At 48.9% G+C, this 16,712-nt stretch carries 13 protein-coding genes; 5 read left to right on the plus strand and 8 right to left on the minus strand.

Annotated features, from left to right (window positions below; translation table 11 throughout):
• Positions 1-52: 52 nt before the first annotated feature.
• Complete coding sequence (gene dnaE, locus R3D00_31055; protein MEZ4777654.1) at positions 53-3,031, plus strand: DNA polymerase III subunit alpha; 2,979 nt, start codon at positions 53-55, stop codon at positions 3,029-3,031.
• 8 nt (positions 3,032-3,039) lie between these two features.
• Here the strand turns inward: dnaE and R3D00_31060 are convergent, their stop codons facing one another.
• The 3 genes from R3D00_31060 to R3D00_31070 are packed head-to-tail and all read right to left on the minus strand — an operon-like array spanning position 3,040 to position 7,858.
• A complete protein-coding gene (locus tag R3D00_31060; GenBank protein MEZ4777655.1) occupies positions 3,040-5,799 on the minus strand; it encodes a LamG-like jellyroll fold domain-containing protein in 2,760 nt (919 codons plus the stop codon).
• Between the two features lie 14 nt (positions 5,800-5,813).
• Entirely contained in the window at positions 5,814-6,701 is an 888-nt protein-coding gene (locus R3D00_31065) for a PIG-L family deacetylase (protein ID MEZ4777656.1), read from the minus strand.
• 11 nt (positions 6,702-6,712) lie between these two features.
• Complete coding sequence (locus tag R3D00_31070) at positions 6,713-7,858, minus strand: hypothetical protein (GenBank protein ID MEZ4777657.1); 1,146 nt, start codon at positions 7,856-7,858, stop codon at positions 6,713-6,715.
• A 132-nt stretch (positions 7,859-7,990) separates the two neighbouring features.
• Between R3D00_31070 and R3D00_31075 the strand changes: the two genes are divergently transcribed.
• From R3D00_31075 to R3D00_31085, 3 genes are read left to right on the plus strand one after another with little or no spacing between them, the layout of a single operon-like run.
• Positions 7,991-9,103: a hypothetical protein gene (locus R3D00_31075; protein MEZ4777658.1), complete on the plus strand. Its 1,113-nt coding sequence runs from the start codon at positions 7,991-7,993 to the stop codon at positions 9,101-9,103.
• A complete protein-coding gene (locus R3D00_31080) occupies positions 9,103-10,182 on the plus strand; it encodes a hypothetical protein (protein ID MEZ4777659.1) in 1,080 nt (359 codons plus the stop codon). Before R3D00_31075 ends, R3D00_31080 begins: the two co-directional genes overlap by 1 nt.
• 20 nt (positions 10,183-10,202) lie before the next feature.
• The gene (locus tag R3D00_31085; GenBank protein MEZ4777660.1) at positions 10,203-11,522 is read left to right on the plus strand and encodes a polysaccharide deacetylase family protein; all 1,320 of its coding nucleotides are present in this window, start codon (positions 10,203-10,205) and stop codon (positions 11,520-11,522) included.
• A gap of 7 nt (positions 11,523-11,529) precedes the next feature.
• Here R3D00_31085 and R3D00_31090 read toward each other — a convergent pair whose 3' ends face one another.
• Positions 11,530-12,084 carry a DUF2911 domain-containing protein gene (locus R3D00_31090; GenBank protein ID MEZ4777661.1) on the minus strand — a complete coding sequence of 185 codons (555 nt, stop codon included), beginning with the start codon at positions 12,082-12,084 and terminating at the stop codon, positions 11,530-11,532.
• A 162-nt stretch (positions 12,085-12,246) separates the two neighbouring features.
• Between R3D00_31090 and R3D00_31095 the strand changes: the two genes are divergently transcribed.
• The gene (locus tag R3D00_31095) at positions 12,247-13,077 is read left to right on the plus strand and encodes a hypothetical protein (protein MEZ4777662.1); all 831 of its coding nucleotides are present in this window, start codon (positions 12,247-12,249) and stop codon (positions 13,075-13,077) included.
• 408 nt (positions 13,078-13,485) lie between these two features.
• On the opposite strand, the gene R3D00_31100 is transcribed toward R3D00_31095, so the two are convergent.
• From R3D00_31100 to R3D00_31115, 4 genes are all read right to left on the minus strand, one after another.
• Positions 13,486-14,220, minus strand: a complete 735-nt coding sequence (locus tag R3D00_31100; GenBank protein ID MEZ4777663.1) for a tetratricopeptide repeat protein — start codon at positions 14,218-14,220, stop codon at positions 13,486-13,488.
• A complete protein-coding gene (locus R3D00_31105; protein ID MEZ4777664.1) occupies positions 14,195-14,785 on the minus strand; it encodes a sigma-70 family RNA polymerase sigma factor in 591 nt (196 codons plus the stop codon). The genes R3D00_31100 and R3D00_31105 overlap by 26 nt, the downstream gene beginning before the upstream one ends.
• 104 nt (positions 14,786-14,889) lie before the next feature.
• Positions 14,890-15,603 carry a hypothetical protein gene (locus R3D00_31110; GenBank protein ID MEZ4777665.1) on the minus strand — a complete coding sequence of 238 codons (714 nt, stop codon included), beginning with the start codon at positions 15,601-15,603 and terminating at the stop codon, positions 14,890-14,892.
• A 35-nt stretch (positions 15,604-15,638) separates the two neighbouring features.
• Entirely contained in the window at positions 15,639-16,709 is a 1,071-nt protein-coding gene (locus tag R3D00_31115) for a hypothetical protein (protein MEZ4777666.1), read from the minus strand.
• Between the last annotated feature and the right edge of the window lie 3 nt (positions 16,710-16,712).

Here is a 16,712-nt window from a genome sequence, read left to right on the forward strand (position 1 = left end):
ATTATATTAGTATTTTTACATTTGTACTATCAAACGCGGATGTATATCGGATATGTTTAACTACCAGACCAGCAGTCTGTACAAAAACCTGTACCTCAACTGTCACTCAACTTTTAGCCTGCGTTATGGCACGCTCACGGTAGAAGAACTCGTGGAGTTGGCGCAAAAACATCAGATCGAATGTCTGACTCTTACCGACATTCACACTACTTCGGCCTGTTTTGACTTCGTAAAAGCCTGCCGGAAGGCAAATATCCGACCTGCCATAGGCATGGAGTTCCGAAAAGCAGGGGAATTGCTGTTCGTCGCGATCGCAAAAAACAACCTTGGCTTCCACGAAATCTGTCAGTTCTATTCTGACTACGCCACCCGGCATCAGGATTTCCCCGAACTGGCTCCTGCCTGGTCAAATGTATTTGTCATTTATCCCTGGTCGCGGCAAGATCGGTCCGGGTCGGGAGAACATGAGTTTTTGGGTATCAGGGCCGACCAGGTGCAGGAACTGATGCGTTCGCGCTACCGCCACCGGCAGGACCGGCTGGTAATTCTGCAACCGCTTACTTTTACCGACAAACGCGGGCACAACCTCCACCGCCTCCTCAGTGCGATTAATCAGAATGTGATTCTCAGTAAACTTCCCGCATCTTCACATGAGTCATTAAGCCAGGCTTTCATTCCGCCTGACCAGCTTTCCCATATCTTTGCCGACTATCCGCAGATTCTTCTGAATACAGAAAAACTCCTGAGTCAGTGTGATTTTGATATGGACTTCAGGCAAAACCGCACCCGCAGCACATTTACCGGAGGAAAGTATGAAGATATGCTGCTGCTGGAAAAACTGGTTTTCAACGGGCTGGAAAAACGATACGGCAAACATCACCCCGAAGCAAAAAAGCGGGTCGAAAAAGAATTAAACATTATCGACCAGCTCGATTTTAACGCTTATTTCCTCATCACCTGGGATTTTGTGAGTTATGGCAAATCGCAGGGCTTTTTTCATGTCGGCAGAGGAAGTGGTGCCAATAGCGTAGCTGCTTATTGCCTGGGGATTACGGATGTAGATCCGATGGAACTGGATCTCTACTTTGAGCGTTTTCTCAACCCCAAACGCAAATCTCCGCCTGATTTTGATATTGATTATTCCTGGAAAGACCGTGATGAAGTGATTGATTATATTTTTCGCCGTTACCGCCATTCGCATACCGCCCTGCTGGCAACTTACAATACGTTTCAGGACAAATCTGCCATCCGCGAACTGGGAAAAGTTTTTGGGTTGCCCAAAAGCGAATTTGACGAACTGGTGCGTATGGCGCACTATGGAAAGCTCCCGCAAGACCTGGGAAAATTGCAGCAGCAAATCCTCACCTATGCAAACCTGCTTACCGGTATGCCCAACCACCTCTCCATTCATGCGGGAGGAATATTGATTTCCGAAGCGCCGATTACCCATTATACCGCCCTAGACCTGCCGCCCAAGGGTTTTCAGATCAGCCATTTTGATATGTATGTCGCCGAAGATATCGGCCTGCACAAATTTGACGTCCTCAGCCAGCGCGGATTGGGGCATATCAGGGAAACCGTTGATATTGTCAGAAAAAATCAACAGAAAAGCATTGATATTCACCAGATTGAAGCGTTTAAGCAAGACCCGGCTATCCAATCTTTGTTGGCTGAAGGGCAGACGATGGGTTGCTTTTATGTGGAATCGCCCGCCATGCGGCAACTGTTGAAAAAACTGGGCTGCACCGATTATCTGGGGCTGGTAGCTGCCAGTTCCATTATTCGTCCTGGTGTGGCGCGGTCAGGTATGATGCGTACATACATTTCCCGGCACAATGGTCTGGCCTTCGAATATCTTCACCCCATACTGGCGCAGCTGCTGCGGGAAACCTACGGGGTAATGGTCTATCAGGAAGATGTGCTCAAAGTGGTGCATGGGTTCGCCGGATTAAGCCTGGCGGATGCAGACCTGTTGCGAAGAGCCATGACAGGAAAATCACGGACAAATGAGGAGTTTGCCATTGTGAAGGAAAACTTTTTTGCAGCATGCCAGGCCAAAGGCTACGCAGAAAACATCTCCGGGGAACTCTGGCGGCAAATCGAAAGTTTTGCGGGATACTCCTTTTCCAAGGCACATTCAGCGAGTTTTGCTGTGGAGAGCTTTCAGAGTTTGTATCTGAAGGCGCATTTTCCGCTGGAGTTTATGGTAGGCGTGATCAACAATTTTGGCGGTTTTTACGATACAGAAATCTACCTCCACGAAGCGCGAATGTGGGGAGCTGTCATTCATCCACCCTGCGTCAACCACAGCCATTATCACACACACATCATTGGGAAAGATATTTATCTGGGATTTATTCATATCAAAGAACTTCAGCATAAAACAGCCGAAGAAATTCCCGCAGAAAGAAAACGCAGAGGCACTTTCCGGGATATGGCAGATTTTGTCAGGCGGATTCCGGTCAGCCAGGAGCAAATGGAAATTCTGATCCGGACGGGGGCTTTCCGATTCACCGGCAAATCCAAATACACCCTGCTATGGGAAATGGATTATCAGCTCAAACATCAGAAGATCAGGCAGCCGGATGTATTGTTTGTTCCGTCAGGGGACACATTCGCCATACCTGACCTGCCGGTAAGTAAGCTTGAGGATGCGTATGATGAAATGGAACTGCTGGGTTTTCCGCTTTCCTCACCTTTTGAGCTGATTGCCCAATCGCCTGAAGAGAGAATGCTTAGCAGCGAATTTCCCCGCCGCATTCACCGGGAAGTGGAGATAATGGGTTATTATATCTGTGCAAAAACAACCAAAACCATCAACGGCGAGCCTATGATATTCGCCAACTTTCTGGATGCAGAGGGACAGTTTTTTGATGTAACCCTGTTTCCCGAAGTCGCCAAAAGAAATACCCTGATCGGCAGGGGATTGTATATGATGAGCGGAAAAGTTGTCGAAGAGTTTGGGCACTATTCCCTGGAAATCACCCGCATCAAAAAATACCTGTATCTGCCCGATCCGCGGCAGGAGTAGGGGATTCGTTATTTCCCCACCACCAGTTTTTTTGTGACCAAAAAGTCATTTCCCCTAACTTCCAGCAGATATAAACCTGAAGCGTATTTGTCCAGATTCAGTTCCAGGGCAAAATTTTCACGACCGGGGTTTTCCCGGTTTTGCCATAAGACTTTTCCCTGCAGATCCATCAGTTGCAACTGAAATGCCTGATTCGCCAGTCCTTCCAGCGAAATAGAAACCGAGTGGTTTGCAGGATTGGGGAACAGGATCAGCTGAGGGGAATACATATGATCGTCCAGACTTGCAGTAGTGATGTCGATAAAAAATGTGGTATCGGTTTCTCCACAATTGTTGCTCGCCGTCAATGTAACCTGGTACAAGCCGTTAAACTCATAGATATGCACCGGACTCGCACTGCTGTCGCCCGATGTACCATCGCCAAAATCCCATAGATACTGTGTACCATTTGCAGAAAGATTCTGAAAGGTAATCTGCGCGCCGTACTGAATGTAGGTAAAATCCACTGAGGGCAGCGGATCGACAAATACCACCACGGAATCTGTCCCTGTGCAGCCGAGGTTATCTGAAGCGGTTACGATATAAGTAGTTTCGGCAACAGGCTGAACCTGAATAGAACTACCATTTTGGCCATTATTCCAGCTATAGGAAATACCACCAGCCGCATTCAGTGTGGCTGTTTCGCCTTCGCAGATGGTCTGGTCCTCGCCGGCATCGGCGACGGGATCAGGCTGTATGGCTACAACCACGCTGTCGCTGTTCTGGCAGCCATTCTGGTCGGTTACCGTAACGTGATAACTGGTAGTCTGCGCAGGTGCCACAATGATAGTCTGAAGTGTATCGCCGGTATCCCACACAAAAGAAACACCACCTGCGGCGGTAAGTGTGGCAGAACTTCCATTGCAAATTGTCTGATCATTGCCGGCACTTACGGGCGGATTGGCATACACGACCATCATCTGATTGGCGAGGTTGGTGCAGCCGTTGGCGCCCGTAACGGTATAATTAATCAGATACTGCCCCGGGCCTACAGACGCAGGGTCAAAGGTCTGTCCGCTCACGCCCGAACCACTGTAAACCCCTCCTGCAGGCATTCCTCCGACCAAAGTCACGGGCGAAGAAAGCGCACAAAGCGGATCAAAAGGCGTCTGAGACACATCCGGCAGCGGCAAAACCGTTATATTTTGTGAAGCAGAATCCGAACAACCATTGGTATCGGTATAAAAATAATTCAGTACATGCACCCCCGTGTCTGCTGCCACAGGATTAAATATCCCGGCATTTACCCCGATACCCGCATAGGTTCCGCCTGACGGCAAACCGGTATTCAGCGCGATCGGCGTGCCATTCAGACAAATCGTACCCAGCGGATTAAACTGGACCGATGGCAGTGGATTCACGACAATATTTACCGGAGTAGCATTGGCAATACAACCCAGCACATCAAGCTGAAGATTGTAAGAACCCGAAGCAGAAGCGGTAAGTACTGTATCCGTAGCCCCGGCAATGCTGTCCCCGTTGAACAGCCACTGATAGGTTGCCCCGGGCACAGTGGACCCTTCCAGCACTACGCTGTCGCCCTGGCAAAAGGAAAGCGCACTTTGAGGAGTAATGGTCACCGAAGGCGACTGGGTAGCCATGATAAATTCGCCCGCCGTAGTACCTGTAAACAGCAGTTGGCTTACCGAAGTGAGATTCTGCGCACTCAACGCTGTCCATGAAGTTGTGGCATTACTGGCTCTTTTTGCCAATGAAAGCCCACACGCACCAGCCGCCAGCGGATTTCCGGCATAGTGATACCGAACATTAAAGGTCGGGCTGGTACCTCCTACAACAAATACCCCCCAATACCGCTGATTGTCTAGCTGAGTAGTTCCGGCGGGAGGGGTTGTCACATTAGGCGCCTGATCTACCCGGTAGATATGAATTCCGGCCGGGCTACCGGTAATATTTTCCACACTCAGGCTGTCCCCGTCGGGGTGAATGAGCCCAAAGGCAGTAGAATTGTACTGATATTTGCTTTGGTTGCCAATGGGCGCACCAGAAGTAACCCAGAGCGGGCCATTGGTCATGGTGCCATTGATTGTGGTGCCACCACTGCCGGAAACAATGGTGCCGGTACCATTATCCATCTGCCAGTAACCGACCAGTCCGGCAAAGTTGGGGTGGCTGTTGGTTATTTTTTTACACATCCACTGACGCAAGGTTGCGACGGGAAGACTCTGATTCCAGATGCGGACTTCGTCGATTTGCCCGTCAAACGGGCGGCTCCCGCCCGGGGTGTAGGCGAGTTCGCCGATACGCACATCATAGCTTCCCACGGCCAGTGTCCCAAAATGCAACTGCGTAGCCACCTGCTCGCCATTGATAAAAATCCGGATGGTGCTGCCATCATAGGTTCCTGCCACGTGATACCATTTCCCGGTAGTCATCAGGGAAGCAGAAACCGCTTCGTGCCATGCACCGGCAGAACCGATATTAAAGGAAAGTTTTCCATTTTGCCCGCATCGGAGCGTATAGCCCTGCGATCCCGCCGCCCAGCCTTCTTTGTTGACAATGGAGTTGCTCCAGGGATTGACGCCCCAGGTATCAGCTTTGATCCATGCCTCAACCGTAATGGCCGTAGTAGGATTCAGTGCGGGGGTGTTTGGAATGTTTACGTAGTCATTTACCCCATCCAGAGAGACAGCGGAACCAGAGCCCGGAACCTGAGAAAAGCCCAGCAGGCAGTACAGAAAGAAAGTAGTAAAGAGTAAGGCAGATTTCATAAGATATGATATGGTTAGAAGTCAGGGAATAGTTTTTTCAGTTCTTCAATGGTAGGTTGCCGGCCGTACTGACAAATTTCAAACGCTTCAGCGTATTTTACCTGCCGTCCTTTTTTCTCACCGTATAGTTCGATCAGGCGGTTGCGGTAGGTATTGGCAATCCCTTCGTCGCGTTTTTTGACGAGATCAAGCAGATAGGCTTTGCGTTCTGCGTCGCCTTTGGGTACGTCGGGTCTGGTACTTGCATGCCAGGAATGTTCATCGCCAAACTGCGAGGGCATAGCCGAAATGCAGTCCCATTTTTGTTGTACGACCTTGTCTATTCCAATCACAATCGCAGGGTCGAAAGGGTAGGGCTTTTGAAATCCGTCGGAGTAAAACATAAACACAGGATTTCTTTTTACCGGCGGGGTATCGGGAACAAAAAAAGGCGCTACTACTACTACAGCAGCATCCTGCACGAGTTCACCCGTATAGCGGTGATCGGGGTGATAGTCGTAGGGGCGGTGGCACATGACAATGTCAGCCTGCCATTCACGGATGAGCCGCGCCACGGTTTTGCGGTTCTCCAGCGTAGGCATCAGTTCTCCGTCGTGGATATCGAGGACTTCTGTCTCTATTCCCAGCAGGCGGGCACACTCCATCACTTCGGCTTTTCTGCGGACGGCAAGGGGTCCACCGGCCATTTCGAAATGGCCGACATCGCCATTGGTCATGGCTACAAATTTGACTTTGTGCCCCTGGGCCGCCCACATGGCGGCGACGCCGCTGGCTTTGAGTTCGGCATCATCGGGATGTGCACCGAAGCAAATAATGCGAAGGGGCTTATCGGGTTCTGCGTTTTGGCCACAAAGGGATACAGCGGCCAGAAGAAATACGAAGGGTAACAGCAATTTTTTCATAGATATCTATTTTACCTTGTGGTTACATACCCACGGCCAAACTGGTCTCCAGCCTGGAAAGGTTTACCATTTTTAAAGTCAATTTCGATTACTTTTTCGCTCTGCACCATCCGCCCTTCTTCATCGCTCAGCGCGGCGACAATGGTGTGGGTTTTTACATCAAATACTTCTCCCGTCGAAAGCCAGGCTGTATTTCCATCTATGCTGAAAGTAACCCATCCCGGCTGTTCGCGGAGGGCTACGCTGCCCATTTGTTTGGGTGGCATGACTGTCGCATCAAAAAAATGCACCATGCTGTTGGCGCCGTCCACTACCCACAGTTCTTTTTCATCGGGCGTAAGGCCGATGCCGTGGCTGGGGCAACCGTGGCGTTTCACTGGGCCTTGCTCAAATCCTTCCACCTCCACCCGATGGATCATTTTCCCGGTCACCATATCGCCGACCTCAAATCCGAGCAGTTCGTTGACATTTACAAAACAAAGGGTCTGGCTGCCATTTACGGTAAATGGCCGTATCGAATGGCTGAAAGGTCCGATCGTTCGCTCTGCGGTATGGTTTTGGGTCTCGGCGACCGTCAGATAAGGGCTGCCCAGTCCGGCGAGATAAACATATTTCCCGTCAATACCATAGACGGTATTGTGTGCGCGGCTTTCGGGGACGATTTCGGTGATGACAGAACCATCTTCGCCTTTCACCACATACCATCGGTCTTTTTCGAAGGAAGGAACATAAATCACACTTCCATCGGGGGAAATAGACATGCGGTCGCAGCCGTCGGGATATTCTTTTTGCCAGAGCACCTGGTCGGTATTCAGATCCAGACATATCAGGTGGCGAATGGTGGTTACATACAATTTGCCGGTACCGGCATGGGCACAGATACCTTTGATGTTGAGTGGTTCGCCATTTTCATTCAGCCCATACCCATCGAGAGAAATGCGTTTGACAAAACGATACGCATGATCGATATCGTACACCAGCACACCGTGCCCGCCAAATTCGAGGTAATTGCGGATGCCGGGGGAGGCCGCATATAAAAATCGCTGGTTATTTTCTTCCTTCGCCGCAGGCTCGCAACTTGTCCAAAGACCAGCAACACAAAACAGGATACAACAAATAAAAACAGCTTTTTGAGGAAAGAGTCTGGTAGGATTCATGATACAGGGGTTAAAGGAATATTCCAAAATACTAAAATAATCTGAATACAAGGCAGTTGTACCGCTATTTGAAAAATCAGTTAGAAAAAGGTATATTGAGGAAACCCTTTTCTCACTCAAATTTAATTCACAATGAAAAAGACAATCCAGATTCTGTTGTTACTAACTCCTTTTCTGATCAGCCAGATGCGGGCTGATTCGGGTAAAAACTGGATGGAAGGTTTTACCTCCGGCAACCCTGACATTCAGTCTATCAACGCCATGGCTTTTGGGCCCGAAGGTATTCTGTTTATCGGCGACTCCAAACATGCCAGTGTTTTTGCCATTGCAACAGAGGATCAGGCTTCCCGTTCTGCCGCTGAAGCTATTGATATGAACAAGATAGATCAGACCATCGCTGGTCTTCTGGGTACAACTGCTGACAAAATTTCTATTCAGGATATGGCCGTTCACCCGCTCTCAAAATCGGTTTACCTCGCCATACATATGGAAGACGGGAAGCCGGTTCTTCTCAGAACCACGGGCCAAACGTTTGAAAATGTGCCGCTGGACAAAGTGAGCTATTCCAAAATGTTGCTTACTAATGCAGTGACCGAAGATGCCAAAGATAACCGGGGAAGAAGTATGCGCCAGTGGGCCATTTCCGATCTGGCTTTTTACAAAGACAAAGTAATGGTTTCGGGGCTTTCCAATGAGGAATTCAGCTCCACCTTCCGCAGCATTCCGTTTCCTTTTGGGAATGAGCAGACTTACGCTTCGCTGGAAATCTACCACGCTGCACATGGCCGGTATGAGACCTATTCGCCGATCAAAACATTCCTCCCCTACGAACTCAACGGAACCCCACATCTGATTGCCAGTTATACCTGCACACCGCTGGTGGTTTTTCCGTTAAGTGAAATCAAACAGGGCGAACACACCAAAGGCAAAACCGTCGCAGAACTCGGTAGCTGGAACACCCCGCTTGATATTATCACCTTTACATCAGGAGAAAAATCGTATCTTCTCATGGCCAATTCCAGCAGAGCGCTGATGAAAATCGACATGGAAAATGTTTCTGCTTACAGAGACTACCTCACAGAACCTGTAGAAGAAAACTTCGGAACCGCAGGTGTGCCTTTTGTCGCCATGCCTTATGTCAATGTTCAGCAAATGGACGATTTCAACGATCAGTATATCGCCATCATCCAGCGCAAAGCCAACGGCGATCTCGCGCTGATGACCCTCGACAAGAAAAGACTGTAGTGAAACGATGTATTTTATACCCGGCGATCATCGGAATGGTCGCCGGTTTCCTTTTTTCCACTTCCATTTATGCCCAGACAGATTACCGGCTGACGGAAAATAATCAAACCCTTCGGGTTGCCAAACCATCCCTGCCGGGCGAGTTAAAAATCTTTGCCGGAGACACGATTCCCGATCCTTCGGCGGGCATTCCGCCGATGTTGGGCAAAATTGTGGAGGAGAGTGATTCTCTGGAATTTATTCCCACCTTCCCTTTTCGCAGTGAAATGACCTATACAGCTGCGTGGGGAGACAGGTTTTTATTCAGCTTTTTTATCCCGGCTGTTGAAAAATATCCGCAACCGGAGGTAACCGCCATTTACCCGTCTTCAGCTACCGTTCCCGCCAATTTGCTGAAGATTTATCTGCATTTTTCAATGCCGATGCGGGAAGGCGTCGCGATGAACTATCTTTTTTTACTGGACGAAACCGGCGATACACTCCCCGGCGTTTTCCTCGACTTACAGCCCGAATTATGGGATCATTCGGGGCAAAGGCTGACGATGTGGTTTGATCCGGGCAGAGTCAAACGAGACCTTATACCCAACCAGTTGCTGGGGACGCCCTTAAGTCCGGACAAAAGTTATACAATCCTTATTTCCAAAGATTGGCCGGATATTCACGGGCATACGCTTACCGATGACTTCCGGAAAAAAATTCAGGCAACCACACCTGACAGGCAACAACCAGATGTCCGTTTGTGGAAAATAACTTCACCGGAGGCAAAAACATTTCACCCGCTGCAGATCGATCTGGGAGAATGTATGGATCATGCGCTGCTGACACACGCCATGCGGGTACGCACAGCAGAGGATAAACCCGTCGCAGGGAAAATAATGCTCGGAGAAAATGAGTCCGTCTGGAAATTTATTCCTGACCTTCCGTGGGAACCAGGTACATACAAGATCCAGGTGGAAGCCCGGCTGGAGGATCTTGCCGGCAACAATCTGAACCGCCCGTTTGACCGCGACCTTACTGCCAATCACGAATCACAGACCGACAAACCCTGGTTTACTCTGGAGTTTACCATTAAAAACTAACGCTAACCTACACCACCTTTATGAAAAAATTACTACCTGCTCTTGTGCTTTCGCTTTTCCTGCTTTTCTCCTGCGCAAAGGAGGAATACGTAGGCCAGACTGAAATAACCCAATGGCAGTACGGCAAAAAGGCAGCCGTTTCCCTTACCTATGACGATGGCACGATCAATCAGTTTCGCAAAGCGCTGCCGCTGATGGACAAGCTTGGCTTTCCCGCTACTTTTTACATTATCACCGGCAATATTCCCGAAGCAACTTACAACGGTACATTTATCGGAAGGCCGACGGAGGAAATTATAAAGGAAACCGCCACCATTCCGACTGACCCAACCAATCTCTTCGAACGGGCCTCCGCCATTGGCTTTCTGGGACTGAAAGGATCACTTGCCTACCATACCCAGGCGGGCGAACTGGTAGATCAGGGAAAAATAGAAGAAGCCTGTAAAGTCATCGACGAAGCTTATCAGAAAGTGCGGACCAAAGCCTTCGAACCAGCCGTAGCAGGCAAAGACGACCCCACCCGCGACCGGCTCACGTGGGAGGAAGTCAGGCAGGTTGCGGCAAATGGCCATGAGTTTGGCAGCCATACCGTTACCCATCCACGGCTGGCGGTGCTCGATGAAACCAATATGCTGTACGAGTTGGAAAAAAGTAAGGAAGAAATTATCAAACAAATTGGCCCCGAACATACATTTTCTGCCGAATGCCCTTACGGAACTGAAAACGAGCGGGTGATGGAGTACGCACTCAACATTTACCCTTCGCTCCGAAACCGTATGCCCGAACCCTTTTTGGAAGAGTTCAACCGCGATTCGAAAGCCACACCCGGCACTTCAGATAAAGCCTATGTACAGTGGCAGCGCGGCCCACACACTGACACACCGATGGAAATGATGAAATCGTGGGTGGATACGATTCTGACACATGACAACAACTGGCTGGTACTGGTTTTTCATGGCGTCGATGGCATCGGTTGGCAGGCAAAACCCATTGCAGAATTTGAAGAATATTTTGGCTATATGAAAGAGAAGGAAAGCGACTTGTGGATTGCGACTTTCCGGGACGTAACCAAATATATGCGCGAAAAAATGAACACAGCGATAGAGACCGCAAATAAAGATAACAATATCCGAATCACTCTGAAAAGCGATCTCGACCCGTCGATGTACAATATTCCCCTGACCCTGAAAACCTATGTGCCTTCAGGTTGGGAAAAGATCACTATAGCGCAGGGAGAAACCCGGCAATCCGTTACCCCGGAGAAAGATGATACGGGAAATTTTGTGATGTATCAGGCAAATCCCTCCGGAGGAGATGTTGTGATTGCTGAAAGCAAATAAATACAGATCAGAAAGAAACCGGGACTTCGACGATTGTTTTATCCCAGGCCAGAGTCATCACTGCTTTACCAGTACCGAGAAGTTTAAACTGAATGGTAAAATTTTCGACCGTCTGGTCGGATTTCCCGGCGGGAACTTTGGTGCGGAATACATCATGGCTTTGTTCGTAGCTGTATGCGCCCCAGTAGTCAAGGTCTTTACTAATGATGATTTCCCATTCCGTTTCGCCCGGAAGGGTGAAGAGCGAGTAGGTACCCCGTTTCAGCTTTTGGTCGCCGAGGGTAATGGTTTGATAGACTTTGATTTCCGTAGCTTCATTGGCTCCGGTGCGCCATACTTTGCCGTAGGGAACAAGCTGTCCGAATACATCACGCCCATTTTTGGCAGGGCGGCTATAGGTTACTTTGATAATGGCTTTTTCGCCGGCTTTGCGGTCGTGCGCGAAGTTGTCGGGGAAATAGGCGATGTCGAGCGGACTTTTATCGAGACCGCGGAGCGACTGCGCCACCATAGCAAGCGGCAGAAGCGAAGAAATGACAAACAGAAGGAGGAGTTTTTTCATCGGAAAGGAGGTTATGGGTTTGTTGGGAAATATACGCGAGAAAAGCGCATAATTCTGTATTAAATGCAAATAGCGACCTTTTTATATCAGGATATGTAACCGATCTGACAAACGGACATTAAGGTGTTGAAACCGAAACTTCCTCAACACCAAAATCCCCATATGAAAACCAGAATATCTGCTATCCTTATTTCTGCCCTGCTTCTGATGATTGTCCTGACCGGCCTGGGCTGGTGGCTGGAAAGAAAATCTTTTGAGCAGCAGATAAGCACTCTGGAAGATGAGATAGAAAAGCAGATCACTTTCCGGAGAAATCATAATCTGGCACTACATGATTTTATGTTTCAGGAAATCCGGGATGAGGAATTGAATATGGGGAAATATACAAATTCAGGCCTCAAAGATACACTCCGGTATATCGAATCACGCACTTCGGAAATACTGACTCAGGCAGAGACAACCCGTCTGGAAGATTTTCTGGAATGGGGAGCTGAGTTAAAAAAAATCTATTGTGCTCAGTTTCGCATGCCATCCCCATATGAAGATACGCTTACCTTTGCAGAACTGACTGATGAAAGCATCCTTCCTGTTCAGGGTCGGTTACGGGTTTTGGAGTGGGAATCGGAAGTGATTGAATTGTTGAATTGGCGGTTAGGTGTGGTTAGGTACTTTTCGCATAGATATATTGATAATATTGCGATTCTTCCGGAAACTCCTGGTGGTTTCAAAGTAAAAGAAGGCGAAATTTTCGAAGGAAATATTTATGCCCAGTTAAAGCAGGTTTCATCACATAATGCCTGGAAGACTACACTGGGGCGGGTTACTTCCGCTGAAAATGATCCGGTCAGAATTGTTATTCCTACAAAGGGATTACTTCCGGTCGGGCAAAAAGAAAAAGAAATAGTGTTTTCTGTTACAGGACTATTCTTCAATGATTTTGGCAGATTTGAATCGGTTACAACGAATGCTGTACTCACCGTTGTACGGGAGTAAAAATCCTTTTCCTCTGCGTGAACCGGATAATCAGTGATCGGAGATCAGTTCCATTACTTTGAACGCAGATTACGCTGATCACGCTGATTAACGCAGAGAGTACCTTGCCTTCCTTTGCGTCTGCCCGTGCAGATGCGATTCCTTTGCGTACTCTGCGTGAACCATCACGATGTTGATCGGAGATCATCTCCCTGCCTTTGAACGCAGATTACGCAGAGTACCACGCAGAGTAACGCAGATGCCTTTGCGTCTGCCCGTGCAGATGCGATTCCTTTGCGTACTCTGCGTGAACCATCACGATGTTGATCGGAGATCACCCCCTGTTTTGGAACGCAGATTACGCAGAGTACCACGCAGAGTAACGCAGATGCCTTTGCGTCTGCCCGTGCAGATGCGATTACTTCCTGCCTACTCCCCCATCAGATTCAACAAACTGTCTGCCTGGGCTGAGCGGTAATGCGAGCTGCCGCTGATCTCCGTCAGGGTCTGGCGTGCGGCCTCTGTCTCCCCGCCGAGCAACTGGTTGAGGGCCAGCCGCCACTGCGCGGCATCTCTGAAAGGTGAATCCTGGGCCAGGATGGTAAATATCTCTGTCGCTTCTTTGTATCGCCCGGTCTGGCTCAGGCATTCGCCCAGAAGGAGGCCGGTCTGGGGTTCGGCACTATCGGCATACATATCCTGAAGCAGGGGAGTGGCCAGTGCATATTCTCCTGCCTGATAATACCGGTAGGCAGAATCTTTCAGCACCGAGTCGGCTCCCGCACCACGGGGAACAGAAAGCGGATAGGAGTCCAGGTAGTTCATCGCCAGTTGCTCTGCGGTAACTTCTTTTTTCCAGGGAGAAACCCAGACAAGAATCAGCAGGGCGATAGCAGCAGCTACTGCACTGGCAATCCACATCGGACGGGAAATCGTTCGCACCCTGGTATCTGTGCGAAGCACATCTTTCATCCGGATCTTTTCTTCGGCTCTGGCCGAAGCGCGAAAAATATTGACCCGCAACTGTTGCTCACGAAACAGGGTTGCAAAATCAGCATCCGTCTGAATCCTTGTTTCAACTACTGATTTATCTGCCTCCGAAAGGTCGCCAGCCAGGTAGTCCGATATAATCAAAAGGTCATTTTCCATAAGGGCGGGGTTCATTTTGTTCGATTAGTTTTACCCATTGCTGATAGCAGCGGTGGCGGGTAACTTTGACCACTTCCGGACTGGCAAAATTCATCATTTGGGCGATTTCTTTCTGAGGCCTTTCTTCTATATAAACATACGTGAGGAGTTGTCTGCACTTTTCTCCCAGGCTCATAAGGGCTGATTTTACCCGGCTTACCTGTTCTTTTATCCATTCTTTATCCTCTTCTTCCTTTTGTGGGTCATGAGCGGAGAGAAGGAAAAACTGGCGTTCAATCTCACTTTCCGGATTCCCCCACCGGTTTTTTGCCCGGTTGAGGTCTCGCCAGAGGTTCCAGCATATACCAAACATATATGTTTTTATATTCGTCAGTTGCACCAGTTTCCCCGACAGAATATTTTCCCGAAAGATCAACATTGCATCCATAAAAATATCTTCAGCATCAGCCATTTCACAACTGGTCTTCTTGATTAAGGTCCTGACACAATAGCGGTTGGTCTCCTGAAAAACAAGCCGCAGCCCGCTGTCCTCTCCGCTTCGTATCTGTCTGACCAGTCGCTCAAATAATTCTTGGTTCATAGTATCGGAGAAAAGCTTTTCCGCCAGTTCGGAAAAGCATTTCCGAAATTAACAAATTCTCCGGCACGTGCGACATATCCCGTGCAAACCTGCATATAATTGGTTCAGGAACGCCTGATTCGGTACGTCATTCCCCAGTAAAAATCGCCGACGCCCTGCCATTGGTTGTTTTGTGGTAGAATGCTTTTCTGGGGTACGAAACTGCGTGTCAAGTATCCATTTAATCCCAGGCCCAGTGTTCGCTCTGAATGTACGTCGAGGTGCCCGCCCAACTCCAGCACATGATCGGCAAGTGCCTGTGTGGAGGGAGTATTGGCACCCTCTTTTACAGAAGCCCAAATGACGGGGGCATAGGTGATTCGCAGGGCGGTTGTGCCGTAGAGCCCGTCTGTCAGACTGGCTGCATAGGTGTATGTAGGCAAAACCGTCAGCGCAAGCTGTACTCGTGTGGTTTTTTGTTCGCCCGAAGTCTGGGTTTTTACCCGAAGATGTGCCCCTGTGCCCATAAAAGCGCGCTTAATGGTGACGGGTTTGTACATACCTGCGATAATCTGGTAGTTGTCAAATTTATACATCTCGGCGAGCGGAAACCTGATCTCTGCAGACAGGTCGGTAAATGTTTTACCAAAGTCGCGGTAGGTATAACCTCCACCCAAAAAGGGTTTTTTATCCTGCCAGGCAATAGAAAAGAAAAACGTATGGGTTCCAATGGTCTGATAACCAAAAAAAGATTGTGCGTGCAGGGAAGGACTATTGAGGAGGCTAAAGCCTAACAGAAAAAGGCAGAATCCGTATCTAAAAAACTGTGATTTATTCATAATGATCGATAATTAGTGGTTGGTTTGACAGAAAACTATGCACCCACCGGCCATACCAGCCGCAATCCGAAAGTCCGCATATTGGACAGGCGTGTACCTCCAAAGGTATAGGAGGGGGGTTCGAGGCTCACGTAGTCGAGATGCACGTCGAAGGGCACCGTGCCATCTGTAAGTGTTTGCAGTGGTATCTGAAAACCAAACCCATAGGTAAAATTGGACAGACGCGGTTTGTTGGTAGAAAGCCCTCCATCGTCGCTATTGAGACTGAGATAACCCAGTCTCAGAGAAAATACATTCCACACCCTCGCTTCCGCTCCCATAAGAATTCCTGTACGATAGGCATTATTCAATACGTCCTGAAATTCGGCGGTAAAAGTAAGTTCAAGCGGACCGGTTCCCGCTCCGGGCAGGGTAATTTCCGTTTCTGCGATATAAGCAGCGCCGATACGGGCTACTACGGGAAATTCGCTGGTAGCCTCATCGCCCAGGGGACTGGCAAATGTTATGGATGACTTCGCTGCATTGTTGACACTGGCGCCAAACTGAAGGTGTTGTTTTGGGTTTATCTCCAGACGATATAGTGCTCCGGCATCGATATGCAGTGCATTAAACGTAGAGACGTCATCGAAAAACTTCATGCGGTACAAGTTGGCGTTAATGCCGACATGAAGTCCTTTCACCGGCTCCATTGCCGCTGTAAGGGCAATATTGGTGCTTTTAGGTTTGTCCAAAGGATAATCTACATTGTTGATATCAACTTTAAATGTAGTAGGCCCCACAGCCATTTGATTTACGCTTATGGCCGCTACCAGATTCGGGCGAATCCGGCGGGCATATCCGGCATAATAGTAGTCGGAATTGCTGAGCAAATAAAAAGGTGCCGAAGTCGAAAGTGCAACTTCCTGATCTTCGATAATACCTATGCCAGCAGGGTTGAAAAACTGGGAGGCAACGCTACCGCCGACAGCAACATTGGCCCGTCCCATCGCTTCTACCCGGGCGTTGGGCAGGTTACCAAAAAAGTACTCCTGCTGGAAAAAGTAACTGTATTGCGCTGAAAGCGGATGTGCTGCAAGAAGAAAAATGCCAAACAGTAATCGTCTCATAAT

It is taken from the genome of Bacteroidia bacterium, from assembly GCA_041391665.1.
Lineage (GTDB): Bacteria > Bacteroidota > Bacteroidia > J057 > J057 > JAGQVA01.

Excerpts from the sequence above, each read along its gene's own strand:
- R3D00_31105 (MEZ4777664.1), bottom strand. The coding sequence starts at position 14,785 with ATGAACCAAGAATTATTTGAGCGACTGGTCAGACAGATACGAAGCGGA.
- R3D00_31070 (MEZ4777657.1), bottom strand. The coding sequence starts at position 7,858 with ATGAATCCTACCAGACTCTTTCCTCAAAAAGCTGTTTTTATTTGTTGT.
- R3D00_31060 (MEZ4777655.1), bottom strand. The coding sequence starts at position 5,799 with ATGAAATCTGCCTTACTCTTTACTACTTTCTTTCTGTACTGCCTGCTG.
- R3D00_31075 (MEZ4777658.1), top strand. The coding sequence starts at position 7,991 with ATGAAAAAGACAATCCAGATTCTGTTGTTACTAACTCCTTTTCTGATC.
- dnaE (MEZ4777654.1), top strand. The coding sequence starts at position 53 with ATGTTTAACTACCAGACCAGCAGTCTGTACAAAAACCTGTACCTCAAC.
- R3D00_31095 (MEZ4777662.1), top strand. The coding sequence starts at position 12,247 with ATGAAAACCAGAATATCTGCTATCCTTATTTCTGCCCTGCTTCTGATG.
- R3D00_31115 (MEZ4777666.1), bottom strand. The coding sequence starts at position 16,709 with ATGAGACGATTACTGTTTGGCATTTTTCTTCTTGCAGCACATCCGCTT.
- R3D00_31110 (MEZ4777665.1), bottom strand. The coding sequence starts at position 15,603 with ATGAATAAATCACAGTTTTTTAGATACGGATTCTGCCTTTTTCTGTTA.
- R3D00_31090 (MEZ4777661.1), bottom strand. The coding sequence starts at position 12,084 with ATGAAAAAACTCCTCCTTCTGTTTGTCATTTCTTCGCTTCTGCCGCTT.
- R3D00_31085 (MEZ4777660.1), top strand. The coding sequence starts at position 10,203 with ATGAAAAAATTACTACCTGCTCTTGTGCTTTCGCTTTTCCTGCTTTTC.
- R3D00_31065 (MEZ4777656.1), bottom strand. The coding sequence starts at position 6,701 with ATGAAAAAATTGCTGTTACCCTTCGTATTTCTTCTGGCCGCTGTATCC.
- R3D00_31100 (MEZ4777663.1), bottom strand. The coding sequence starts at position 14,220 with ATGAACCCCGCCCTTATGGAAAATGACCTTTTGATTATATCGGACTAC.